Source organism: Microcystis sp. LE19-41.2A (genome assembly GCF_027530405.1).
In the GTDB taxonomy this organism is placed as follows: Bacteria; Cyanobacteriota; Cyanobacteriia; order Cyanobacteriales; family Microcystaceae; genus Microcystis; species Microcystis aeruginosa.
In genome coordinates this window covers 1-21,810 of record NZ_JAPZQJ010000233.1, presented here as the reverse complement: position 1 = coordinate 21,810, position 21,810 = coordinate 1, and the positions used below count along the sequence as shown (strand labels likewise).

Annotated in this window: 31 protein-coding genes; 5 read left to right on the top strand and 26 right to left on the bottom strand. The window is 46.7% G+C overall.

All coding sequences use genetic code 11. From position 1 onward, the window contains the following. The first annotated feature begins 242 nt into the window (after positions 1-242). The 3 genes from O9290_RS10455 to O9290_RS10445 all read left to right on the top strand — a co-directional run bounded on the left by O9290_RS10455 (position 243) and on the right by O9290_RS10445 (position 2,041). Positions 243-545, top strand: a complete 303-nt coding sequence (locus tag O9290_RS10455) for a hypothetical protein (RefSeq protein ID WP_288057862.1) — start codon at positions 243-245, stop codon at positions 543-545. A gap of 55 nt (positions 546-600) precedes the next feature. Beyond that, positions 601-1,056, top strand: coding sequence for a (2Fe-2S) ferredoxin domain-containing protein (locus O9290_RS10450; protein WP_002796414.1), 456 nt, complete (start codon positions 601-603; stop codon positions 1,054-1,056). Between the two features lie 304 nt (positions 1,057-1,360). Then, a complete protein-coding gene (locus tag O9290_RS10445; protein WP_288057859.1) occupies positions 1,361-2,041 on the top strand; it encodes a response regulator transcription factor in 681 nt (226 codons plus the stop codon). Between the two features lie 310 nt (positions 2,042-2,351). Here the strand turns inward: O9290_RS10445 and O9290_RS10440 are convergent, their stop codons facing one another. From O9290_RS10440 to O9290_RS10430, 3 genes are all read right to left on the bottom strand, one after another. Continuing rightward, on the bottom strand, positions 2,352-2,756 hold the full coding sequence (locus tag O9290_RS10440; RefSeq protein WP_002762845.1) for a DUF1622 domain-containing protein: 405 nt from the start codon (positions 2,754-2,756) through the stop codon (positions 2,352-2,354). Positions 2,757-2,860: 104 nt separating this feature from the next. After that, a complete protein-coding gene (locus tag O9290_RS10435) occupies positions 2,861-3,460 on the bottom strand; it encodes an ATP-dependent Clp protease proteolytic subunit (RefSeq protein ID WP_002734165.1) in 600 nt (199 codons plus the stop codon). Between the two features lie 35 nt (positions 3,461-3,495). Beyond that, the gene (locus O9290_RS10430) at positions 3,496-4,182 is read right to left on the bottom strand and encodes an ATP-dependent Clp protease proteolytic subunit (RefSeq protein WP_002746650.1); all 687 of its coding nucleotides are present in this window, start codon (positions 4,180-4,182) and stop codon (positions 3,496-3,498) included. Between the two features lie 814 nt (positions 4,183-4,996). Between O9290_RS10430 and O9290_RS10425 the strand changes: the two genes are divergently transcribed. Continuing rightward, positions 4,997-7,231 carry a DNA methyltransferase gene (locus O9290_RS10425; RefSeq protein WP_288058991.1) on the top strand — a complete coding sequence of 745 codons (2,235 nt, stop codon included), beginning with the start codon at positions 4,997-4,999 and terminating at the stop codon, positions 7,229-7,231. Positions 7,232-7,845: 614 nt separating this feature from the next. On the opposite strand, the gene O9290_RS10420 is transcribed toward O9290_RS10425, so the two are convergent. The 23 genes from O9290_RS10420 to O9290_RS10310 all read right to left on the bottom strand — a co-directional run bounded on the left by O9290_RS10420 (position 7,846) and on the right by O9290_RS10310 (position 20,828). Then, entirely contained in the window at positions 7,846-8,412 is a 567-nt protein-coding gene (locus O9290_RS10420; protein ID WP_012267964.1) for an adenylate kinase, read from the bottom strand. Between the two features lie 70 nt (positions 8,413-8,482). Further along, entirely contained in the window at positions 8,483-9,802 is a 1,320-nt protein-coding gene (gene secY, locus O9290_RS10415; RefSeq protein ID WP_002757587.1) for a preprotein translocase subunit SecY, read from the bottom strand. Positions 9,803-9,893: 91 nt separating this feature from the next. After that, positions 9,894-10,169, bottom strand: a complete 276-nt coding sequence (locus tag O9290_RS10410; protein WP_288087028.1) for a hypothetical protein — start codon at positions 10,167-10,169, stop codon at positions 9,894-9,896. After that, positions 10,154-10,597: a 50S ribosomal protein L15 gene (gene rplO / locus O9290_RS10405; protein ID WP_002757585.1), complete on the bottom strand. Its 444-nt coding sequence runs from the start codon at positions 10,595-10,597 to the stop codon at positions 10,154-10,156. Before rplO ends, O9290_RS10410 begins: the two co-directional genes overlap by 16 nt. A gap of 10 nt (positions 10,598-10,607) precedes the next feature. Then, positions 10,608-11,129, bottom strand: coding sequence for a 30S ribosomal protein S5 (gene rpsE, locus O9290_RS10400; RefSeq protein ID WP_002757584.1), 522 nt, complete (start codon positions 11,127-11,129; stop codon positions 10,608-10,610). A gap of 26 nt (positions 11,130-11,155) precedes the next feature. Further along, positions 11,156-11,518 carry a 50S ribosomal protein L18 gene (gene rplR, locus O9290_RS10395; RefSeq protein ID WP_002746610.1) on the bottom strand — a complete coding sequence of 121 codons (363 nt, stop codon included), beginning with the start codon at positions 11,516-11,518 and terminating at the stop codon, positions 11,156-11,158. 3 nt (positions 11,519-11,521) lie between these two features. Then, positions 11,522-12,091 carry a 50S ribosomal protein L6 gene (gene rplF, locus O9290_RS10390; protein ID WP_002757583.1) on the bottom strand — a complete coding sequence of 190 codons (570 nt, stop codon included), beginning with the start codon at positions 12,089-12,091 and terminating at the stop codon, positions 11,522-11,524. A gap of 104 nt (positions 12,092-12,195) precedes the next feature. Further along, positions 12,196-12,597, bottom strand: coding sequence for a 30S ribosomal protein S8 (gene rpsH, locus O9290_RS10385; protein WP_002734721.1), 402 nt, complete (start codon positions 12,595-12,597; stop codon positions 12,196-12,198). Positions 12,598-12,783: 186 nt separating this feature from the next. Further along, positions 12,784-13,323: a 50S ribosomal protein L5 gene (gene rplE / locus O9290_RS10380; RefSeq protein WP_002734750.1), complete on the bottom strand. Its 540-nt coding sequence runs from the start codon at positions 13,321-13,323 to the stop codon at positions 12,784-12,786. A gap of 54 nt (positions 13,324-13,377) precedes the next feature. Next, complete coding sequence (gene rplX / locus O9290_RS10375) at positions 13,378-13,731, bottom strand: 50S ribosomal protein L24 (RefSeq protein ID WP_002757582.1); 354 nt, start codon at positions 13,729-13,731, stop codon at positions 13,378-13,380. A gap of 72 nt (positions 13,732-13,803) precedes the next feature. Next, the gene (rplN, locus tag O9290_RS10370; protein WP_002732358.1) at positions 13,804-14,172 is read right to left on the bottom strand and encodes a 50S ribosomal protein L14; all 369 of its coding nucleotides are present in this window, start codon (positions 14,170-14,172) and stop codon (positions 13,804-13,806) included. Between the two features lie 20 nt (positions 14,173-14,192). Continuing rightward, a complete protein-coding gene (gene rpsQ / locus O9290_RS10365) occupies positions 14,193-14,435 on the bottom strand; it encodes a 30S ribosomal protein S17 (protein ID WP_002734070.1) in 243 nt (80 codons plus the stop codon). A 6-nt stretch (positions 14,436-14,441) separates the two neighbouring features. Then, positions 14,442-14,660 (bottom strand): 50S ribosomal protein L29, encoded by a 219-nt coding sequence (rpmC, locus tag O9290_RS10360; RefSeq protein ID WP_002757581.1) that lies wholly within the window; start codon positions 14,658-14,660, stop codon positions 14,442-14,444. Continuing rightward, positions 14,660-15,079: a 50S ribosomal protein L16 gene (rplP, locus tag O9290_RS10355; RefSeq protein ID WP_002734310.1), complete on the bottom strand. Its 420-nt coding sequence runs from the start codon at positions 15,077-15,079 to the stop codon at positions 14,660-14,662. The genes rpmC and rplP overlap by 1 nt, the downstream gene beginning before the upstream one ends. A gap of 30 nt (positions 15,080-15,109) precedes the next feature. Beyond that, complete coding sequence (gene rpsC, locus O9290_RS10350; RefSeq protein ID WP_002733683.1) at positions 15,110-15,838, bottom strand: 30S ribosomal protein S3; 729 nt, start codon at positions 15,836-15,838, stop codon at positions 15,110-15,112. A gap of 23 nt (positions 15,839-15,861) precedes the next feature. Continuing rightward, entirely contained in the window at positions 15,862-16,221 is a 360-nt protein-coding gene (rplV, locus tag O9290_RS10345) for a 50S ribosomal protein L22 (RefSeq protein WP_002746605.1), read from the bottom strand. A gap of 154 nt (positions 16,222-16,375) precedes the next feature. Then, positions 16,376-16,657: a 30S ribosomal protein S19 gene (rpsS, locus tag O9290_RS10340; RefSeq protein ID WP_002753908.1), complete on the bottom strand. Its 282-nt coding sequence runs from the start codon at positions 16,655-16,657 to the stop codon at positions 16,376-16,378. Positions 16,658-16,687: 30 nt separating this feature from the next. Continuing rightward, the gene (rplB, locus tag O9290_RS10335; protein WP_002746601.1) at positions 16,688-17,521 is read right to left on the bottom strand and encodes a 50S ribosomal protein L2; all 834 of its coding nucleotides are present in this window, start codon (positions 17,519-17,521) and stop codon (positions 16,688-16,690) included. Positions 17,522-17,554: 33 nt separating this feature from the next. Beyond that, positions 17,555-17,860, bottom strand: coding sequence for a 50S ribosomal protein L23 (locus tag O9290_RS10330; RefSeq protein WP_002746599.1), 306 nt, complete (start codon positions 17,858-17,860; stop codon positions 17,555-17,557). Then, positions 17,850-18,482, bottom strand: coding sequence for a 50S ribosomal protein L4 (gene rplD / locus O9290_RS10325; protein WP_002771031.1), 633 nt, complete (start codon positions 18,480-18,482; stop codon positions 17,850-17,852). Before rplD ends, O9290_RS10330 begins: the two co-directional genes overlap by 11 nt. Positions 18,483-18,502: 20 nt before the next feature. Further along, positions 18,503-19,141, bottom strand: a complete 639-nt coding sequence (rplC, locus tag O9290_RS10320; RefSeq protein WP_002734589.1) for a 50S ribosomal protein L3 — start codon at positions 19,139-19,141, stop codon at positions 18,503-18,505. Between the two features lie 674 nt (positions 19,142-19,815). After that, complete coding sequence (locus O9290_RS10315) at positions 19,816-20,154, bottom strand: P-II family nitrogen regulator (protein WP_002787863.1); 339 nt, start codon at positions 20,152-20,154, stop codon at positions 19,816-19,818. 188 nt (positions 20,155-20,342) lie between these two features. Continuing rightward, positions 20,343-20,828 (bottom strand): DUF4079 domain-containing protein, encoded by a 486-nt coding sequence (locus tag O9290_RS10310; protein ID WP_002762483.1) that lies wholly within the window; start codon positions 20,826-20,828, stop codon positions 20,343-20,345. A gap of 198 nt (positions 20,829-21,026) precedes the next feature. On the opposite strand from O9290_RS10310, the gene O9290_RS10305 reads away from it, so the two are divergent. Further along, positions 21,027-21,686, top strand: a complete 660-nt coding sequence (locus O9290_RS10305) for a phosphoribosyltransferase (RefSeq protein WP_288055410.1) — start codon at positions 21,027-21,029, stop codon at positions 21,684-21,686. Positions 21,687-21,810 lie beyond the last annotated feature (124 nt).

Genomic DNA, 21,810 nt, shown 5'->3' with positions numbered 1-21,810 from the left:
TTTGGCCGCAGGGCTTGCGGTGTCAGTCTGTAGAGCGACCATAAGACCAGAACAGAGTAAATCTGTTAAGGCAGGTGCGAAAAATCCTTCGGGACAGAAGCAGAAACTCAAATCGTGAGGTTTGGGAATCGCCGTCCGTTTACGGCGGTGAGGATGTCAATGTTACATTGATCTGGCCTCAACCCCCATCAACCCCAATCACCGATAAAATAGGGATGAAGTGTTAAGTAGCTTGAGTGTTTATGCAGTCTCCCGAACCGTTCGATACTAAATATACCCCAGAGGAAGTGGAAGTGGAAATCGAACCCGACGATTTTCCCCCCGTTGCTACCCCGGTTAGTTTCGCTGCCACTCTCGAAAAAGTGAAAACTTGGTACGGCAGCCTGTCCACACCGGCACAGGTAGTCGTGGCAGTGGCGGGGGTTTTTGTGGCTCTTTCGATTTTAACGGCGATTTTACGCCTAGTCAGCGCAGTTTTAAGCGCTTTAATCCTTGCCGCTATCGTTTATCTTATCTATCGTTACATCCTCAAACCGAAATTTTAGTCGGCCATGCACATTTTCTGTTCAATGTCAAGAGTTTAGTTGATAAAAAAAATTTATGGAAGAAGCGGACACTAGAGATATCTTGGGGGAAAATGTGGCTAAGTTGGGACTGGCCCAGATCCAGCGTCATCTATTTCTCTGCTGCGATCAGACTAAGCCAAAATGTTGTGACAAGGAAGAAGGGTTAGAAGTATGGGATTATTTAAAGAAGCGGTTAAGTGAATTAGAACTCGATCGCCCCAGCGCCGACCGTCCTGGCTGTATTTTTCGCACTAAAGCCAACTGTTTGCGGGTTTGTAGCCAAGGGCCGATTTTATTAGTGTACCCGGAAGGAGTCTGGTATGGAAGGGTAAACAAGGAAGCGATCGAAAGAATTATCCAAGAACACCTAATCGGTAATCAAATCGTCACCGAATATGCTTTCCTTCGCCACGATTTACCGGCAATTTCCCTGAACTGTCCAGGAGAAGAACCCGAAACAATAGAGGAAAACAGGGTTAAAACTAGCTGAAACACAATTAATTAGGGTTTGCGGCAAAAAGTTTTTCGTGGGGGCAGGGTGTGGGGTGTGGGGTGTGGGGTGTAGGGTTTTACCGATTTTGAGGGAGTCAATTACCTAATTTTTAGGGAAAAAGTCTCAGAATTTTCCCCCCAATCACTCCAATGGTCGGCACTTTTTGAGAGAAAAAAAGTCTAAAAACCTTGTTGGATAAGGTTTTTAGATTTATTCAGGAAACCCTAACTACCTGTTGCCTCTTGCCTGTCGATCCTTTGTCCGTCTCCATTCCCCCAACCCTGTAGCCCAGAAAATAGCGATGAAAGAGACCAACAAAGACAATAAACAACTTTTATTAATCGACGATGACCCGAATTTAATACTTTTGGTGAAGGATTATCTAGAGTTTCGTGGTTATAGGGTGACAACCGCAGAAAACGGTCCCGAAGCCCTAGAAATCCTCGAACGCGGGGCAAATACTGCCAAAGCAGCAGAAATCCCCGATATGATTATCTGTGATCTGATCATGCCAGAAATGGACGGTCATGCTTTCCTCGAAAAAATTCGTCAGGACAGTCGTTTTAGTTGCATTCCCGTGATCTTTCTCTCCCCTAAGGGTCAAAGTCAGGACAAGATAACAGGTGTAACCGCCGGGGCCGATGTCTATATGGTCAAACCCTTTGAACCGGAAGAATTAGTGGCCCTGGTGGAGTCTTCCCTTAAACAAGCGGGCCGGTTGCTGAAACGCAGCACCCGCATCCATTCCCCGGATGTCACCCCTGTTCAAGTCCAGGGTAATGTGGAATTAACCCCAACGGAGTTAAAAGTAGTACAATTGGTCGCCCAGGGCATGGCTAATCGGGAAATCGCCGCAAAACTCAATGTTAGTCAACGGACAATCGAAAGTCATGTGTCGAATATGCTCCATAAAACCGGTCTTCATAATCGCACGGAATTGGCCCAATGGGCGATCGAAAGTAATAAGCTGTTGACTATCTAGGGTCTGCAGAAAAAGTTTTTCGTGGGGACAGGGTGTGGGGTGTGGGGTGTGGGGTGTAGGGTTTTACCGATTCTCATCTGGTCAATTACCTAATTTTCAGAGAAAAAGTCCCAGAATTTTCCCCCTATCTCTCCCACAACTGGTACTTTTTGTCAATCAAAAAGTCTAAAAGTCTTACCCAACAAGGTTTTTAGATTTATTCAGCAAGCCCTATCTAGAGCTTGCTGAAAAACTTTTTTAGCATACCCTCAATAGTCAACAGCTTATCAGGGGTTAGGTCAGGTGATTGTCAACTCACCTTTTTTTGGCATTAAAAATCCCTGAGATTGTCCTGGGCTGCTAGTTGTGATCGCTCTTTTTCCATGGACAATTCCGTTTCCAATTCTTGGCTGAGGAAATAGTTGAGGAAAGTTCGGATAATAGCGATGAGGGCGAGTTGTGCCAAGGCTTCTATAGTAGGTGTGACGGTAGTAGCCACGATGTCTCCACCTAACTGAAACTCTAGGGCTAAAGATAGCCAAGTACCGAAACGAATGCGAATTTGATTGAAGGAAAAAGGGGGAAGACTGCGACGGTGACGATTAGACTGCCAAGCTAATTGTAGGGTTTTAATTAATCCGATCACCACACAAGCGATCGAAATACTTTCTAGGCAAAACTTGATGATTGCCACGGCAGAGATCAAGCCTGTTTCTAAAGTTGCTAAAAATTCCATACCCAACAGATACCCTCTTATCCGATCAACCAACCTACCATCTAAGGAAGTTTGTCCAATGGCAGTTAGAACAGGTTTCTCGCCTGTTCTAACCTCTGACTGACTTAAGCCGGTCTTCCCTCCACCACCTTATCGATTAAACCGTAGGCGACAGCTTCCTCGGCGGAGAGGAAATAATCGCGGTCCGTGTCTTTTTCGATGCGTTCGATGGTTTGTCCGGTGCGGTTAGCCATAATTTCGTTTAATTGCTGGCGAATACGCAGGATTTCCTTAGCTTCAATGTCGATATCCGTCGCTTGCCGGCGCCCAGTTCCGCCCATGGGTTGGTGAATCATAATCCGCGCGTGGGGAAGAGCGAGACGCTTACCCGGACTACCGGAAGCCAGTAAAAATGCCCCCATAGAGGCCGCTAATCCCACACAGATAGTCACCACTTCCGCTTTGATGTACTGCATGGTGTCGTAGATGGCCATACCGGCGGTAACGGAACCCCCCGGCGAGTTGATATAGAGATAGATGGGTTTAGTGGGGTCTTCCGAGTCGAGATAAAGCATTTGGGCCACAAGGGCATTGGCTAACCCGTCGGTGACTTCCTGCCCCAAAAAAAGAATGCGTTCCACCGAAAGACGGCTGTAAATGCTAATCCACTGTTCGTATTGGCTACCCGGCAGACGGTAGGGAACTTTTGGCACACCGATAGGCATAATTGGTAACAACTCCTGCTAATTTGTAATAAATCTTAACTAACTTGGGCGAGGGGTTTCGGCAGCTCCTTGCGACTTTCGAGAACGCGATCGATTAATCCGTAGTCTTTCGCCTGTTGTGGGGTGAGATAGAAGGTGCGATCCATATCTTTCGCCAGTTTTTCGGTGGTTTGACCCGTATTTTTCGAGAAAATTTCCAACATCGTCTGTTTGTTGGCGATTACTTCTTTGGCGCGAATCTGGATATCGGTGGCTTGTCCTTGCGCCCCAGTGCGGTTTTGGTTGAGAACGATGGTAGCGTGGGGTAAGGAGGCGCGAAAACCCTTGGTTCCTGCGGAAAGAATCATCGCTGCAGTTCCCATGGCCTGTCCGATACAAATAGTATGAACGGGAGGTTTAATGTAGTTGAGGGTGTCACAGATGGCGAAAGCTTCGGTTTCGTAGCCGATCGCGTCCCCCGTGTACCAGGATGTGCCGGTAGAGTTGATATAGAAGAAAATCGGTTTTTCGGGATCGTCAAATTGCAGGTAGAGCAGTTGGGCGATAATTAATTCCGTCACGTCCACCCCGACATTGCGCTTGACATCATCGGAGGAAAATAAGGGCAACCCCAGATAGACAATTCTCTCTTTGAGCAGGAGAGATTCTAAGTCCGGTGGTGGTGTCCGATAGGCTGCATCCCCATAATAGGCAGTTTGTACCGCTTTAATCACTGAGTTCATCGAGTTTTTCCGTCATACACAGTATCCTGCTTTTGATTTTAACGTAATCAGGTTGACCGATTGCGTGGGGGTATTTTTAGCTAGGTTCGTCCCCAAGAATCTCTCATCGACTGCTAGAAAATTGACATCTCCCCGTTCTCAAGAGATGGGAATTCTCATCGGTGATCCTAAATCTGGTTATTAAAAACTGATTATTTATTCCCCCTTTTGCCTATTCCCTGTTGCACGAGTGCCTGTCCTTATAAGTAGCCTATAATCAACGGATTTGGTATGACTAGAAGCGGGTTGAAACCGGGCTTCTACTCGATTACGATATATTTTAGAAAGCCTGTCTAACTTAATATTGTTGAGGCATCGTCAAAGATGCTCTACCCACCTTATCTAGAGAAACCGCCGGAACAGGGCAACGCCAGAACAAATGTCAAATCCTGTCATCAGCTGCCCGCGCATTTAAATTGCTTGTTCAGATGAGGCACTCTTGCACTCTTGCAACAGTAAAAGGATTGGGGGAGATGTAGCTCATCTAAGGATAGGCGGTTAAGATGCGTCTTAGCTTACCCAACTTCACGGCAGGTTAATGGTAAGTGTTCAAAGTTAATCGGTCTGATTTTCCCCTGAGTAAGGAAGATTTATCGAAACTAAGTAGCTGGTTATAATTAAATTAAAAATGGATTTTAAGTTCGATCCCCCCTTAATCCCCCCTTGATAAGGGGGGTGCCGATCCCCCCTTAGTCCCCCCTTTAATCCCCCCTTGATAAGGGGGGTGTCTGATAATTTTTAACGCCTACCTACTTATCACAAACAGTGCTAACCCATGAATCATATTTTTTCTGCTATTGATTTTCAGGCAATTAAAAATAACCCTAACTTTAAGGAAGACAGCGTTAGAGAAGTGATTATTTTGCCTCTTTTAACAAGTTTGGGCTACCAAGAGGATAATATCGAAAGAAGTAAAACCCTACGGCATCCCTTTTTAAAGGTTGGCAGTAAAAAACGTCCGATAAATTTAATTCCTGACTATGTTCTCAAAGTTAATCAAAGTTATGCTTGGGTATTAGAGGCTAAAAAACCAACGGAAAATATCTACGAAGGTGATTCAGTAGAACAGGTCTATAGTTATGCGAGTCATCCTGAAATCAGAAGTAATTATTTTGCTCTTTGTAATGGCCTAGAATTTAGTTTATTTAAGACCCTCGATACCAGTACACCTATCTTATATTTTTCTCTTGATGCAATTGCCGATAGTTGGCAAGAGTTGACCCAGTATTTAGCGCCAGATAGATTTCAAGTGGGGAAAAGTTTTACCTATCAAAACCATTCCCCAATCAGTCGCAAAACTTTTGACTACTCAAGTCGTCCCTTATTAGAACCAATTGAGGTAAAAAAACAACAAGCTAAAAGACATTTTGGTGTCCATGGATATTTTACTAAACAAGCATGGAATGTGGTGGCAGAATATATTAAAAACTTTAGTCAACCGGGAGATGTCATTCTTGATCCTTTTGGCGGTAGTGGAGTGACGGCAATTGAAGCTTTAATGAATAACCGCAAAGCGATTAGTATTGATATTAACCCTCTGGCTATTTTTCTTGTTAATTCTTTAATTAGTCCCGTTGATTTTGATGATTTAAGTCAGGCTTTTGAACGAGTTAAATTAGCCTACCAAGAGCGAGAACCGCAAACCAAAGAAGCAATAACAAAGGCACTCAATACCTATCCCTATCCCGAAGGATTGAAACTGCCTAAAGGTTCTGATGTGGCTACTGTTGAACAGTTATTTAGTAACAAACAATTAGCTCGACTAAGTTTATTAAAACATTTGATTAAACAAGAACTAAACGAGAATATTAGGGAGTCTTTATTGTTAATGTTTTCTGGCTTATTAACTAAAGCTAATTTAACTTATCATAACAATAATCAAAGACCTGCATCTGGACAAGGAAATGCTTCAGTTTTTCAATATTACCGTTATCGCATAGCACCTCAACCTGTAGAAATTGATATTTTCACTTACTTTGAATTGAGATTTAAAAAGATAGTTGCTGCTAAAAAGGAGATGACGTATTTTATTAATAAAAACACCATCAACTATGCCAAAATTGTTAAAGGAACAGCGACAGACTTAAGTTTTATTGAAAATGAAAGCGTTGATTATATTTATACCGATCCTCCCTACGGAAAGAAAATTCCCTACTTAGATTTATCAATAATGTGGAATGCTTGGTTAGATTTAGAAGTGACGGAAAAGGACTATCAATTAGAAGCTATTGAAGGGGGAACAATCCAAAAAAGTAAACAGGAATATAATCAATTAATTGCCCAAAGTATTCGAGAAATGTATCGAGTTTTGAAATTTGAGCGATGGTTATCCTTTGTCTTTGCTCACAAAGATCCTGAGTTTTGGCATTTAATTTTAGATACCGCAGAAAGTTGCGGATTTGAATATGTGGGAGCAGTGCCACAAAAAAATGGCCAAACTAGCTTTAAAAAGCGGCAAAATCCCTTTACAGTTTTATCAGGACAGTTAATTATTAATTTTCGGAAAGTTCCTACTCCCAAAGCAGTAATGAAAGCTAACTTAGGCATGGATATAACCGAGATTGTCATGCAAACTGTTGAAGGAATTATTGCTAAAAATGATGGGGCAACCCTAGAACAAATTAACGATGAATTGATTATTAAAGGTTTGGAATTAGGGTTTTTAGATTTACTAGCCAAGGAGTATTCAGACTTGACTCCAATTTTGTTAGATAATTTTGATTATGAGGAAAAAACTGAATTATATACCATCAAAAAAGACAGTAAGTTTAAGTCAAAAATCGATGTTAAATTGAGAATTAAATACTATTTGATTAGCTATTTGAGAAGGATGGAAAGAGATAATAAAAGCTCTAGTTTTGATGATATTGTTTTTAATATATTACCTCTGTTAAAAAATGGCACAACTCCCGAAAATCAGACGATTCTAAGCGTCCTCGAAGATATTGCCCAGAGAGTTGGTGATGATAACTGGCGCTTAAAACAAGAAGGACAATTGAGTTTATTTTAAATCCAGTGGCAGCACACTTTGTTCTTTTTGTCAAAAAAAATTTCTCTTTGCAACAAAACTACACAATTAATTGATCAACGGGTTGGCTTAAAAAAGGCTCTTTAACTGCCAGTTGTTGCTGTTGCTGAATAGGTGAGTGTAGATTTAGCAAGGGTTTTCAGGATCACCAGACAGCTAAAAACCCAAAAAAGCACAGAACATCCCATCATTTCATACTGCGAAATTATACCATAATCGCTGGAAGTATTGCAACCTCGTAAACAAATGAGAATTATTTTCAATAAATTCCTAAGAAAAGATAAATATTGCGAAATGTAAATTTTAATATGCTCAACTATTAACGGCTGTTTGATATAAAAAACTTATAATACTAAATCCGTTGAGTATAGGCTACATATCAGGACAGGCACTCATGCAAGAGGCAAAAGAGGGAATAAATAATCAGTTTTTAATAACTGGATTTAGTATAAGTAGGGAGGCACAATTATTTGTAGGATGGGTTAGCGGTAGCGTAAACTATGCGGGCGTTGGGTTTCATGCTTCAACCCAACCTACTGATCACTGATCACTGATTACTGATGACTGATGACTGAATTGATGATCTGAGAGAAACTTTAAACAGGAGTGACAACTGCTGTTAAAGCGGCAGTAACCGCGTCCATCGGTTGATTACCGTCGATATGGTTAAGAGTGCCTTTTTGACCGTAATAATCTAAAACGGGGGCAGTTTGGTCGATATAAACCTGTAGGCGACGGGAGATCGTTTCTTTAGTATCATCTTGACGACCCCGTTGCATGAGACGCTCAATTAAGACCGTATCTGGTACAGCCAAATTGACCACAAATGTGTAACTATCGGCCAATTCTTCCAGTAATGCGTCTAAAAAGCTCGCCTGTGCCACCGTGCGGGGAAACCCATCAAGAATCCAACCCTTAGCACTGTCAGGCTGTTTTAAACGTTCCTGAATTAAACCTAATAACAACTCATCGGGGACTAATTCGCCCTTTTCCACATAAGCTTGTGCTTGTTGACCAAGTTCTGTCTTCTCTGTAATTGCTTGACGTAAAATTTCACCGGTAGAAATATGGGGAATCGTCAGAGATTCCGCTAATTTTGCCGCTTGAGTACCTTTTCCCGATCCGGGCGGTCCCAAAAATATCACACCGATCCGTTTGCTCATGGATTAAATATAGGGTTTTAAGGGAAAAAACAACCAGTAACCGGTAAAAGGTCACTGGTTAACTATCTAACTACTTTTTAATCATGTCCTCATAGCGTTGAGACATGACATAGGTTTGAATTTGTTTCGCAGTATCGATCGCCACCCCCACCAGAATTAACAGGGAAGTTGCCCCCAAACCGCGAAAAGTGGTGACACCGGTGGCGCTTTCTACTACAGTCGGCACAGTAGCCACCAAACTTAAAAAGAGAGCGCCCAAAAGGGTGAGACGATTCAGCACCCCTTCCAGATAATTAGTAGTAGCGGTCCCTGGCCGAATCCCCGGAATACTGGCCCCCATTTTTTTCAGGTTTTGGGACATATCCTTGGGGTTAACGATCAGGGAAGCGTAGAAGAAACTAAAACCGAGAATTAGTAAGCTATAAAAAGCCACATAACCCCAACTATCGGGACGCAGAGCATTAACCAACTGGACTAAAACCTGACCGACCGGGTTATCCGTGGGTAAAGCTTGCACCAATTGGAAAGGTAAGACCAACACTGCCGAGGCGAAAATAATCGGCATCACGCCCCCTTGATTGAGTCGTAGGGGTAGATAACTGGTTCTTTCCCGATAGAGACGACGACCCACCTGACGACGGGCAGAAACAATCGGAATCCGACGGGTTCCTTCCTGAACAAAAACAATGCCGATAATCATCACCAAGAAAACCAGCAAGAGAATCACCACTTGAGCGATCGCTTGTCGGCCACCCTGTTGAGCAAAAGTAATCGTATCACCGAGGGTTTTCGGTAAAACAGCGACAATGTTGACAAAAATCAGCAAAGATGCTCCATTTCCCAGACCGCGTTCTGTGATCAGTTCCGAAATCCACATCACGAACATAGAACCGGCCACTAAAGCGAGAACCGTAGCGGCGATCGAGGGTAAAGTTCCGGCCACAACGCCGTTAGCCACCAATAAACCGAGAGTAATGCCGATACTTTGAATAATTGCCCAACCAAAGGCAATATAACGGGTAATTTGGGCAATTTTTCGCCGTCCTGCTTCTCCTTCATTTTTCTGTAAATCTTCCAAAGAAGGAAGGGCAGCGGTGAGCAGTTGCACGATAATTGAGGCGTTGATATAGGGAAGAATGCCGAGGGCAAAAATCCCTAACGTCGATAATCCTCCCCCGGTAAACAGGTCAAGGATTCCCAAAGCGGCGTTACCTTGAATAATTTCTGCTAATCTTGCCCGATCCAAACCAGGTATCGGTACAAACATCCCAAAACGGAGCAGAATCAGTAAACCCAATGTAATCAACAAGCGACCGCGTAAACCGGCCGCCTGTGCCATTTGCATAAACGTTTCCTGTGCCGTGGGAGCCTTATCACGACTAACGACCATTAACAGTTACCTCTAGTGCAGTTTTTTTTATGGGAAAAAGTAATCGAGGGGGAAAACTTTCTCGATTTTTTTAAGATTTCCCCTGTCTTTCTTATGATATAGCAATCAGGTCTTGGGGGTTGGGTGTGGGGTGTGGGGTGTGGGGTGTAGGGTGTAGGGTGTGGGGTGTGGGGTGTGGGGTGTAGGGTGTAGGGTGTGGGGTGTGGGGTGTAGGGTGTAGGGTGTAGGGTGTGGGGGGATGGGAAGGATAAATAAAAATAATCTCCTGTCTCCTGTCTCCTGCCTCCTGTCTCCTGTCTCCTGTCTCCTGCCTCCTGTCTCCTGCCTCCTGTCTCCTGCCTCCTGTCTCCGTTAAATTTCTTCCCAAGTACCTTGAGCGGCGGTAATTTTCTCTTTAGCACTATTGCTAAAAGCAGCGGCCTTCACCTTGAGGGGAACGGTAATTTCACCATCACCCAAAACTTTTAAAGGGCCGTCGTTACTGGTGAGAATGTTAGCTTTTAGGAGACTTTCTAGGGTAACTTCCGTATTAGCGGGTAAAGAAGCTAATTTTTTCAGATTAACGATCGTGTATTGACGGGGGTTAACCAAAGGAAAATGCTTTAATTTCGGCACCCGGCGATAGAGGGGCATTTGTCCCCCCTCAAAACCGGGGCGAGTCCCTGTCCCAGAGCGAGATTTTTGTCCGCGCATTCCCAGACCGCAACTAGCGCCCTGGCCGGCCGAGATACCCCGTCCCACACGACGACGACGTTTAGTTGACCCCGGTTGGGGGGCGATTTCGTGGAGTTTCATGGTGATTTCTTTAGGTGTACAAATGTTCTACAGATACGCCTCGATCCTTGGCCACTTCCGAGAAAGTGCGGAGGGTTTCCAGGGCGTTAACAGCGGCTCTAGCGTTATTGAGGGGGTTATCGCTACCGAGTTGTTTAGCGAGGATATTTTTTACCCCAGCCAATTCTAAAACGGTACGGACAGCCCCCCCGGCAATAACCCCAGTCCCCGGAGCCGCCGGACGCATAAGTACCTGAGCGCCACCGGAAGCGCCCCGGGTGAGGTGAGTGATAGAACTAGCCTTAGTTAAGGAGACTTCAATTAGTTGTTTTTTGCCATCGGCCACGCCTTTACGGACGGCCCCGATAACATCCCCTGCTTTGCCAACTCCCACTCCCACCTGGCCGTTTTCATTACCGACCACGACGATGGCCCGGAAGCTGAGTTTTTTACCACCCTTAACCACTTTACTAACCCGGCGGATCTGGATGACCCGCTCTTGCCAAGTGGTTTCTTTTTCTTTTTCGCGGTTGCCTTTGCGACGTTTTGCCATAGTTTTATCAGTGTTGAAAGGATATTTTAGAAGTTTAAGCCGGCTGACCGAGCCGCTTCTGCTAAGGCTTTGACGCGACCGTGATAGAGATTGCCACCGCGATCAAAAACCACTTGTTCGATGCCTCTTTCTAGGGCCCTTTGGGCCACCAGTTTACCCACGGCAGCCGAGGCTTCTTGGGTAGCGGTGGACTCTAATTCCCCGCGCAAGGTGGCCTCTAGGGTAGAAGCGGCCGCGAGGGTATGTTGGGCTACGTCGTCGATAATTTGGGCGTAGATGTGGTTATTAGAACGAAATACGGATAAACGCGGCCGTTCAGCAGTGCCATTAATTTTGCGACGCACACGCTGGTGACGACGACGGACTGATTCTTTGCGACTAAGTTTCATGGTTTATTTTTTACCTCCTTTACCGCCTTTAGCGCCTTTACCGCCAGCTTTACCAACTTTGCGACGGACGACTTCACCAAGATAGCGAATCCCTTTTCCTTTATAGGGTTCGGGGGGACGAACTTCGCGGATTTTAGCGGCAATGTTACCGACGGCTTCTTTGTCGATGCCACTGACGATAACTTGGGTGCTGTTCTCTACGGCGACGGAAACACCATCGGGCATCTCCATTTCCACGGGTTTACTGTAACCAACATTAAGAACTAATTTACTACCCTGCGCCTGGGCGCGGTAGCCCACCCCTTGGATATCGAGGCGTTTTTGAAAGCCGGTAGCGACTCCTTCCACCATGTTGGCTACTAGAGTTCTACAGAGTCCGTGGCGTTCTCTGGCAGTACGGGAATCGTCTTGACGGGTAACGAGCAGAGTTTCGCCATCTTTATTGATGGCGACGGCGGTGGGTAGGGTTCTCTGGAGAGTTCCTTTGGGTCCTTTCACCGTCACGGTAGCACCATCGATATCGACGGTGACTTTATTGGGAATAGGAATCGGGCGTTTGCCAATACGAGACATAACAGTTATCAGTTATCAGTTATCAGTTATCAGGGAAGAGTTATCAGTGGGTCAGCTATCAGGTTTAAACTTGGAAAGGCTGACGGCTGATAGCTTATCCTTGTTTACCAGATGTAGCAAAGGACTTCGCCGCCAACGTTTTGTTTACGGGCCTCGCGATCGGTCATAATGCCTTTAGAGGTGGAAACAATGGCGATGCCAATGCCACCGAGGACGCGAGGTAAGTCTTTACTGTTGGAATAAACTCGCAGGCCCGGTTTACTGACTCTGGTGAGGGTAGTAATGATCGGTTGACGGTTTTTGCCTTTATATTTGAGGGAAAGAACTAATTGAGATTTAATCCCCTCACCCACTTCCTCAAAGTCAGCAATAAAGCCTTCGTCCTTGAGAACTTGAGCAATACTGCGCGTCATCCGCGTGGTGGGAATTTGAGTAGTGGTCTGCCGAACCGCGCAAGCGTTACGGATGCGGGTCAGCATATCCGAGATGGTATCGTTAGCAGACATGAATTACCTGTTTTTCTCCTAAATTGGGATCAACATCAGTGGTCAGTTATTGCGGGAGTCAGGAGTCAGGAGCCAGTCGTCAGGAGAAGGTAGGTAGGATTTATTCAGTAATTTCTCTGACAAAATCGCTTTCTCCCTTTTCCCTTGCCACTTTTTCCTGATTTTTTTCCTTTTCTCTTGATTGATTTATCTAAAGGGCATTCCCATCTCTTTGAGGAGGGCGCGTCCTTCTTCGTCGTTTTTAGCGGTGGTGATGATTGAGATGTCCATCCCGCGAATTTGATCGATTTTGTCGTATTCAATTTCGGGGAAGATCAACTGTTCACGAATGCCTAGACTGTAGTTACCACGACCATCAAAACTGTTACCGCTGATACCGCGAAAGTCGCGAATGCGTGGTAAGGCCAGATTAATGAGACGGTCTAAAAAAGCGTACATTCGATCGCCGCGCAATGTCACCATGACACCCACGGGCATTCCTTCGCGAATTTTAAAGCCAGCGATCGCTTTTTTAGCTCTAGTCACTACCGGTTGTTGTCCGGTGATGGTGGACAGTTCCTCCTTGGAAGACTCCAAAGCTTTGGCGTTTTGTGAAGCTTCCCCAAGACCGCGGTTAACGGTAATTTTGATAACTTTAGGTACTTGGTGGATATTGGTATAACCAAATTGTTCTTTCAGTTTCGGAACAATGGTTTCTTGATAGGTGGTTTTTAGTTTTTGGCTCATAGTTTTTCTGCTTACTTTTCCTGGGCTTGGTCAGGAACTAGAATTGATGGGAAACTAATCAATAATTTCGCCAGTTTTCTTCAGTATCCGCACTTTCCGACCGTCTTCGGTAAAGGTATAACCTACCCGACTGGCGATTTTTTTCTTCTCGGAATAAAGCATCACTTTGGAACTGTGAATCGGTGCTTCGTAGGTAAGGATTTGACCCGATTCTCCTTCCTGTTGGGGTTTAGTATGTTTGGTGCGGATATTAACTCCTTTGACCACCACGGTACTTTCTTGGGGTAAAGCGCGTAAAATTTCGCCCACTTTGCCCTTATCGGAACCAGCGATTACTTGAACGACATCCCCTTTTTTAACGTGCATTTTTTGCCTTTGGGGTGGGGTTTGACTGTTTTTCTTACTCATTTTTTTTGACCTCAAAGTGTGAAAAGTTTTAGACTAGCCATCAGCCAATTGCCTTGGTACTTTTCACTTTGATCAGAGAACTTCTGGGGCTAGGGAAACAATTTTGGTGTAGTTTTTATCGCGCAATTCCCGAGCGACAGGACCAAAAACCCTAGTACCTTTGGGATTACCGTCATTATTAATAATCACGGCGGCGTTATCATCAAAACGGATGCTCATGCCACTATCGCGACGGACGGTTTGACGGGTCCGCACAATCACCGCCGTCACCACATCGGATTTTTTCACGGGCATATTGGGGATAGCGTCCTTAACCACGGCGATAATTTTGTCACCGATGCCACCGTAGGTACAGTTACCTGTTCCCAGCACCCGCAGACACATTAGTTTCCGCGCCCCGCTATTGTCAGCGACATTTAAGTAGGTTTGTTGTTGAATCACGGTTTTTACCTAGGTGAAATTTAACTATCGGTTAATATTTCCGCCACTTCCCAACGTTTGGTTTTACTGAGGGGGCGGGTTTCACGAATGCGAACTCGATCGCCTTGTTTGGCTTGATTTTCTGCGTCGTGAGCCTTAAATTTCTGGGTTTTCACGACGATTTTGCCGTATTTAGGGTGAGGAGAGCGGTTTTCAATGGCTACCACTACGGTTTTATCCATTTTGTCGCTGACCACTACCCCAACTCTTTCTTTAACTGCCATAGCGGGTTATGCCTCCGGGGTGGACTGGGCTAGTTGGCGCTCCCGTTCTACGGTCAATAATTGGCCAAGACGGTGGCGGGTATGTTTGAATTCGTGGGTTTTTTCCAAGCGGCGGGTGGCCTGCTGCAAACGCAATTCAAACAGTTTCTTTTTGGCATTGAGGATAGCGTCGGCGATGTCGTCATCGCTCATCTTCCTCACTTCGGCGATTTTTGGTAGAGCCATTAGACAAAATCCTCCTCGCGAGTGATAAATTTGGTCTTAATTGGTAATTTTTGGGCGGCTAGACGCATTGCTTCCCGGGCTACCGGTTCGGCTACCCCGGCAATTTCAAACATAATGAACCCCGGTTTAACCACGGCCACCCAGAATTCGGGGGAACCTTTCCCGGAACCCATCCGGGTTTCTGCAGCCCGTTGGGTGACGGGTTTATCAGGAAAAACGCGGATCCAGATTTTGCCACCCCGACGGATATAACGAGTCATTGCCCGTCTGGCGGCTTCGATTTGACGGGAAGTAATCCAACAGGGTTCGGTGGCTTGCAGGGCGAAATCGCCGAAATTAATCGTATTTCCGCCGGTGGCCAGCCCGCGCATCCGTCCGCGCTGTTGTTTGCGGAATTTTGTTCTTTTGGGACTTAACATGAGCTATTTACCACTGATAAATATTAGGGATCAGCCTTCGCTAGAGCGATCTTCAAACTGTTGACGGCGACGCTGTTGACGGCGCGGTGCTTGAGCGGGAACGGCGGCGGCAATTTCTTCTTGGCCAGGGATAATTTCGCCCTTAAAGATCCAAACTTTCACGCCTAGAATCCCGTAGATAGTGCTGGCGGTTTTATAGGAGTAATCGATATCGGCGCGCAGGGTATGCAGGGGAACTCGTCCTTCCCGCACCCATTCAGTCCGAGCGATTTCTGCCCCGTTGAGACGGCCGCTAACCTGAATTTTGATCCCTTTGACTTCAGCCCTTTGCGCCCGTTGGATGGCCTGGCGGACTACACGACGGAAGGAAACCCGTCTTTCTAATTGTTGGGCGATGTATTCGGCGATCAGGTTGGCATCGGCATCAACGCGAGCCACTTCGATGACGTTAATGCGAATTTGACGCTGGCCACCGAGGGCTTTTTGTAAACCTAGGCGCAGCTGTTCGATTCCCGTGCCACCACGACCGACGACGACCCCGGGGCGAGCGGTATGGATGGAAATATCTACTTGATCGGCCTTGCGTTCGATGCGAATATCGGCGATACCGGCATTAGCGAGGTTTTTCTCGACGTATTCACGAATGCGGCGATCTTCTTGCACTAATTCGGGGTAACGTTTCGCGTCGGCATACCAGCAAGATTTGTGATCTTTGATAACGCCGAGACGAAAACCGAGGGGATGGATTTTTTGTCCCATTGTGGTTTTTTTAGTTAAGGTGATTAGTCTTTGTTGCTAGGAGCGACGGCGACGGTGATATGACAGGTGGGTTTGCGAATTTGGTAGGCGCGGCCTTGGGCCCGGGGTCGAAAACGTTTTAGGGTCGGTCCGCCATCGGCAAAGGCTTGGCTAACTACCAAAGTGGCGGGATCGAGTCCTTCGTTATTTTCGGCGTTGGCAACGGCGGAACGCAGGACTTTGAGAATCGGATCACAGGCCCGGTAGGGCATAAATTCGAGAATAATTAGGGCTTCCCGATAGGAGCGACCGCGGATCTGATCGAGTACCCGTCTGACTTTCAGGGGTGACATCCGAATATAGCGGGCGATCGCTTTGACTTCGTTAGAGGTATCGATGGTCATTTCAGTTATCAGTTATCAGTTAGGTAGGGTGGGTTAGGCGACGACAACTTATGAGACTTAGTTATTAATTTATCTAGTCGCCGTAACCCACCATCTCATAGTTATCTGAACGCTGACCGGGGGCTTGACGGTCTTAAGATTACCGCCCACCGGTCTATTTCCGTCCTGCTTTTTTGTCGCTCTTGGCGTGGCCGCGGAAGGTGCGGGTGGGAGCGAATTCACCGAGTTTATGACCGACCATCTGCTCGGAAACATAGACGGGAACGTGCTGTTTGCCGTTGTGAACGGCGATCGTGTGACCGACCATATCGGGAATGATTGTCGAGGCCCGGGACCAAGTTTTAATCACTTGTTTACTGCCCTGGGCGTTGAGTTTTTCGATTTTTTCCATCAGGTGGCCGGCGACAAATGGCCCCTTTTTCAGTGAACGACCCATAATTTTCAGTCAAAAGTAAAGTAATAATTTCTAACCCTGGTTACGACGGCGCACAATCAGATCGCTACTGCGTTTTTTCTTGTTGCGAGTTTTGCGACCGAGGGCGGGTTTACCCCAGGGAGTCATCGGGCCGGAACGTCCGATCGGAGCGCGACCCTCTCCACCTCCGTGCGGGTGATCCACTGGGTTCATGACGCTACCCCGAACATGAGGTCTTTGACCGCGGTGACGGGTACGACCGGCTTTACCGAGACTGATGTTTCTCGCTTCGGCGTTACCGACTTTTCCGATGGTGGCGTAGCATTCACGCCGGATCATGCGTACTTCTTTGGAGGGGAGGCGGATGGTAACGTAATCGCCTTCTTTCGCTACCACTTGGGCGAAACCACCAGCAGCCCGCACCATTTGACCCCCGCGACCGGGGACGAGTTCGATGTTATGAACTTCTGTCCCCAGGGGGATGCGACTTAAGGGTAGGGCATTACCCACCTCGAAGGGAGCGTTTTCTCCGGCGATGACGGTATCACCAACGCCTAAACCGGCGGGGGCGATGATGTAGCGTTTTTCCCCGTCTTTGTAGAAAAGCAGGGCAATGCGGGCGTTACGGTTAGGATCGTACTCGATCGCCGCTACTGTGGCGGGAATATCCCGTTTATCGCGACGAAAATCGATAATCCGGTAGAGGCGTTTATGGCCGCCGCCCCGGTGACGACTGGTAACGACACCGCGATTATTACGCCCTTGTTTGCTGTGTTTGCGATGAGTTAGGGACTTTTCCGGTTCGGTTTTGGTGATCTCTTTAAAGTCGGAGATGGCCGCCTGCCTTGTCCCGGGGGTTAAAGGTCTAAAAGAACGAATACCCATAGTTTAGTTTTCCGTTATCGGGTTTCTTGGTGGTTATACGTCGGGATAGAGGGCGATCGAGTCGCCTTCCGCTAGGGTCACGATCGCGCGTTTGTATTGGGGTTTGTAACCGAGGAAACGGCCGACGCGTTTTTTCTGACGAGAGGGGCGGCTGGTGTTCACTTTCGTTACTTTCACGTCAAACAGCAATTCGATCGCCGCTTGAATTTCCGGCTTGGTCGCTTTCAAGGCAACATCGAAGACGTATTTATTTTGTTCTAGGAGTAGGGTGGCTTTCTCGGTCACGATCGGCTTTAGGATCAGATCGGCGAGTTGTCTGGCTTCAGTTTTAAGCACCATAGACCTCCTCAATTTTAGCTAGGGCTGCGGCGGTGGCGATAACTCGATCGGCTAGGATGACATCATAGACGTTGAGACTATCGGCGCGAATAATTTTGAGATTGCAGATATTACGTCCCGATAAATAGACATTTTCGGGAATTTCCGTCAAAATCAGCAGAATTTTTTCCTCTGGACTGGCTCCCCAGCGACTTAAGGCAGCGGTGAGTTCTTTGGTTTTGGGTTGGGAGAATTGTTCAGCGAAGCTTTCAACAACGATAAAGTTATCGGCCTGACTGATCAAAGCGGTTCTCAGGGCTAATCTTTTCTCTTTGCGATTGACCTTAACCTCAAAATCTCTCGGTTTTGGTCCGAAGATGACACCGCCACCACGCCAGAGGGGAGAACGGATCGAACCGGCCCGGGCCCGACCGGTGCCTTTTTGCCGCCAGGGTTTGCGACCACCGCCGCGCACTTCCGAGCGGGTTTTGGTGGAGGCGTTACCTTGACGGGCCGCCGCTAGATGGCTGACGACGACGCGGTGAATTAGGTGTTTGGCGGTTTCGGGTTTAGCGGTTTTCAGTTCCAGGGTGCCTGTTCCCGCTTCTTCCCCTTGCCAATTTTTGACTGTGTAGTTAACCATGACTTTAATCTTTCCTTGCCCTATTTACCAAATTTCTTGGCGGGGGTGATGTTTAACAGGGTTCCTGGTTTACCCGGGACGGCTCCTTTGATCAGGATTAGGTTGCGTTCGCTATCGATTTTGACCACGGACAGTTTGCGGATGGTCACTTGGGTGGCTCCGTATTGTCCAGCCATTCTCTTACCCGGGAAAACGCGGCCGGGGGTAGTACCGGCACCGGTGGAACCGGGGAGACGGTGGTTTTTGGAACCGTGGGTCATGTTACCGCGTTTGAAGTTATGGCGTTTTTGATAGCCGGAGAAACCTCGTCCGATGGTGGTTCCAGCCACATCGACTAAATCGCCTTCTTGGAAGATAGCGGCGGTAATTTCTTGGCCTAAAGTGTAAGCGGATGCGTCCTCGAGGCGGTATTCGATTAAATGCCGCAGGGGGGAGACACCGGCTTTGGCTAAATGACCGAGTAGCGGTTTGTTGAGGGCTTTTTCTTTGACGGTTTTGTATCCCACTTGGATGGATTCATAACCGTCGGTTTTTTTCGTTTTGACTTGGGTGACGGGACAGGGACCGGCTTGAACGACGGTGACGGGAATGGCGACTCCCGTTTTGTTGTCGAAGATTTGGGTCATGCCCAGTTTTGTACCGAGGATACCGATAGACACGGATTGTTCTCTTTATCTTTACTAGACGACAATCAAAAATAACGTGGCCGTGGCTATAGGAGCGAGAAAAATCTTTCCCGCTTTATCAGCCTGCCCAACTTGAATGACTTTTTTCGAGTTATTTAAGCTGGCATCCCGTTAAATTCGTAAGTAAGACTAGACAGGGTTGCTGGTTCTGCCTAGATTGTTGCTGGTCTTTGTTTCTTCAGGACTTAAAGGGTTTATCTTCAGTATCCCGGCGAAGACCGAGCGACCAAGGCGGTTCTGCTCGGTAGTGCCTTTAGCACCACCTAACACCGATTTTGGCCACGATCAAACATTATATAATATTTGTGCCTTTTTAGGCAAGAGGTTTTTTTAGTCACCGGAAATGATCATATCTAGTCTGGTCAAATTATTTGTACCGTTCGGCGGTCTTCAGCAGCGATGAAGGGGGAATAAATAATCAGTTTGTAATAACCGGATTTAGGATCAGAATATTTTCAGGCTTGGCGGTGCCAACTTTGGCATCGGGACTGCCCCCTGCCTTTGTTATCTTAATGGTGAGGTACAAAGTTTTTGTTTGGGGGAATCGGTCGTTGGTGGTCGATATCAAATTAGGTTACACTGCTTGATGGGAATTGCCTTCAATGGGGGGGGATGACAGCATTGTACTATCATCCCTTGTTTGGAGGTTAAATCGCTTCGAGATCTTTTTCGCCGGTACGGATGCGGACGATCTGTTCCACGGGGGAGATGAAGATTTTACCGTCTCCGATTTCACCGGTACGGGCCGCCGAAATCAGCTTATCGACGACCATATCGACCTGCTTATCTTCGACGACGATCTCGATCTTGAGTTTTTGGAGAAATTCGACGGTGTACTCGGAACCGCGATAACGTTCCGATTGACCTTTCTGACGACCGAAACCTCTAACTTCGGAGACGGTCATCCCGACAATGCCCGCATTAACTAGGGCGATTTTCACCTCTTCCAGTTTAAAGGGTCGGATAATCGCTTCTACTTTCTTCAAAATATCTATCTCCTCGTTGCGTGACGATACTTTACTTTCTTGGTAAATTAACTGTTAATTCTAAACGCAGAATCCCGACAATAGCGCTTAAAGTCATGATTTCTTCAATTATTTTCCTTGGCCACAGTCTTCCACCGTGAAAAACTTCCAGGTGGGAAATAGCCCACCCGAAGCCATAAATAAACCAACTAGAGAGATAATCCCAACTGAAGACCGAAAACACCGTGAACTAGCAGTAAAATCAGGGCAATGCTGCCGATATAGGCGTGAATAGTCCGGAAAAGTTCTTTTTTCCCGCCAGCAAAGCCAGTGAGGGATAATAATCCATTGAAAGCTAATAAACCGATTGCGACCGATCCTGTCCAGAAATGGCTGCTTTCGAGGATTGGATGTTTCTGCATGACTAGGGATAAAATACCGCCGGTGTAACCGAGAGCGATAAATAAAAACAGCCAGGGGGCGAGTTTGCGGTGATCAGCCCGATTGTTGGCCACTACTTCCCCATCTTTGCTTAAACGGCTTTGCCAACCGGCATAGGCAGTATAACTACCCATAACTAAAACCACAATCCCCATCATGACTGGATGTCCCCAATGAACGATCGGTTCGGGAGTTCCGAGACTGCGAAAGGCAGCGGCGATCGGCTCTAGCGCATCACTTAAACTTTGATTCATGTTTGTTACCTAACTTTACAAAACCCTTTTGCCTAAGATTTTAGCCGATCTCCGGACTGGAAAAACTGCGGTTAGCCGAAAAAATGTCAAGCCTTCGCTAAATTTCTTAACATTTCAGCTAGAGATGAGCGGAGAAATATAGAATAGAGTCAGGGGAGACTAGGGATCTCCACGGGGATTAGCCCCTAGGAGGGAGTTATGACTTATCTGCTCAAAGATCGGCGGTCGGCTGGGAGACTATTAGCTAGTTACTTGACAGAATATACCAATAGTGCTGGGGTGCTAGTTTTGGCTTTGCCCCGGGGTGGGGTTCCGATCGCCTTTGAAATTGCCCAAAGGTTACATTTACCGCTAGATCTGTGTTTGGTGCGAAAATTAGGTGTACCGGAGCGAAAAGAGTTAGCTTTTGGGGCGATCGGTCAAAATGGGGTGCGGGTAATCAATGAAAGTATCGTTGACGACTTGCACCTATCGGAGGCGATGATGGAACGGGTAGCAAAGGAAGAAATGCTCGAATTAGAGCGACGTGATCGTTTATATCGAGGGGAGCGACCCTTTCCGGACGTGACGGGAAAAACGATTATTCTAGTAGATGATGGGATCGCTACGGGAGCAACGATTAAAGCGGCGATTCTGACCCTGAAAGCTAGAAACCCCGCTGCTATTATTATTGCTGTTCCTGTTGCCCCGCCGGAGGTCTGTGATCAATTAGAAAAATTAGTCGATCGAGTAATTTGCCTACATAAACCCTACGAATTGAGATCGATTTCTCTTTGGTACGAGGACTTTTCCCAAACCAGCGATGAGGAGGTGCAAACACTTTTAGCCAGCGTCGATAGTTCTTTGATTCCAGTTTAGGGAAGAAGGGAGAGGGAATTAGGAAGTGGGGTAGTGGGGTAGTGGGGAAGTGGGTTGATGGGGTAGTGGGGTAGTGAGGTAGTGGGGAAGTTAAGCTAAACGGCTTTTACTTCGGATCACCGAT

Bases quoted from the DNA above. Each gene is read 5' to 3' on its own strand.
- O9290_RS10455 (WP_288057862.1), top strand. From the start codon at position 243: ATGCAGTCTCCCGAACCGTTCGATACTAAATATACCCCAGAGGAAGTG.
- O9290_RS10450 (WP_002796414.1), top strand. From the start codon at position 601: ATGGAAGAAGCGGACACTAGAGATATCTTGGGGGAAAATGTGGCTAAG.
- O9290_RS10445 (WP_288057859.1), top strand. From the start codon at position 1,361: ATGAAAGAGACCAACAAAGACAATAAACAACTTTTATTAATCGACGAT.
- O9290_RS10440 (WP_002762845.1), bottom strand. From the start codon at position 2,756: ATGGAATTTTTAGCAACTTTAGAAACAGGCTTGATCTCTGCCGTGGCA.
- O9290_RS10435 (WP_002734165.1), bottom strand. From the start codon at position 3,460: ATGCCTATCGGTGTGCCAAAAGTTCCCTACCGTCTGCCGGGTAGCCAA.
- O9290_RS10430 (WP_002746650.1), bottom strand. From the start codon at position 4,182: ATGAACTCAGTGATTAAAGCGGTACAAACTGCCTATTATGGGGATGCA.
- O9290_RS10425 (WP_288058991.1), top strand. From the start codon at position 4,997: ATGAATCATATTTTTTCTGCTATTGATTTTCAGGCAATTAAAAATAAC.
- O9290_RS10420 (WP_012267964.1), bottom strand. From the start codon at position 8,412: ATGAGCAAACGGATCGGTGTGATATTTTTGGGACCGCCCGGATCGGGA.
- secY (WP_002757587.1), bottom strand. From the start codon at position 9,802: ATGGTCGTTAGTCGTGATAAGGCTCCCACGGCACAGGAAACGTTTATG.
- rplO (WP_002757585.1), bottom strand. From the start codon at position 10,597: ATGAAACTCCACGAAATCGCCCCCCAACCGGGGTCAACTAAACGTCGT.
- rpsE (WP_002757584.1), bottom strand. From the start codon at position 11,129: ATGGCAAAACGTCGCAAAGGCAACCGCGAAAAAGAAAAAGAAACCACT.
- rplR (WP_002746610.1), bottom strand. From the start codon at position 11,518: ATGAAACTTAGTCGCAAAGAATCAGTCCGTCGTCGTCACCAGCGTGTG.
- rplF (WP_002757583.1), bottom strand. From the start codon at position 12,091: ATGTCTCGTATTGGCAAACGCCCGATTCCTATTCCCAATAAAGTCACC.
- rpsH (WP_002734721.1), bottom strand. From the start codon at position 12,597: ATGTCTGCTAACGATACCATCTCGGATATGCTGACCCGCATCCGTAAC.
- rplE (WP_002734750.1), bottom strand. From the start codon at position 13,323: ATGAGCCAAAAACTAAAAACCACCTATCAAGAAACCATTGTTCCGAAA.
- rplX (WP_002757582.1), bottom strand. From the start codon at position 13,731: ATGAGTAAGAAAAACAGTCAAACCCCACCCCAAAGGCAAAAAATGCAC.
- rpsQ (WP_002734070.1), bottom strand. From the start codon at position 14,435: ATGGCAGTTAAAGAAAGAGTTGGGGTAGTGGTCAGCGACAAAATGGAT.
- rpmC (WP_002757581.1), bottom strand. From the start codon at position 14,660: ATGGCTCTACCAAAAATCGCCGAAGTGAGGAAGATGAGCGATGACGAC.
- rplP (WP_002734310.1), bottom strand. From the start codon at position 15,079: ATGTTAAGTCCCAAAAGAACAAAATTCCGCAAACAACAGCGCGGACGG.
- rpsC (WP_002733683.1), bottom strand. From the start codon at position 15,838: ATGGGACAAAAAATCCATCCCCTCGGTTTTCGTCTCGGCGTTATCAAA.
- rplV (WP_002746605.1), bottom strand. From the start codon at position 16,221: ATGACCATCGATACCTCTAACGAAGTCAAAGCGATCGCCCGCTATATT.
- rpsS (WP_002753908.1), bottom strand. From the start codon at position 16,657: ATGGGTCGTTCACTGAAAAAGGGGCCATTTGTCGCCGGCCACCTGATG.
- rplB (WP_002746601.1), bottom strand. From the start codon at position 17,521: ATGGGTATTCGTTCTTTTAGACCTTTAACCCCCGGGACAAGGCAGGCG.
- O9290_RS10330 (WP_002746599.1), bottom strand. From the start codon at position 17,860: ATGGTGCTTAAAACTGAAGCCAGACAACTCGCCGATCTGATCCTAAAG.
- rplD (WP_002771031.1), bottom strand. From the start codon at position 18,482: ATGGTTAACTACACAGTCAAAAATTGGCAAGGGGAAGAAGCGGGAACA.
- O9290_RS10310 (WP_002762483.1), bottom strand. From the start codon at position 20,828: ATGAATCAAAGTTTAAGTGATGCGCTAGAGCCGATCGCCGCTGCCTTT.
- O9290_RS10305 (WP_288055410.1), top strand. From the start codon at position 21,027: ATGACTTATCTGCTCAAAGATCGGCGGTCGGCTGGGAGACTATTAGCT.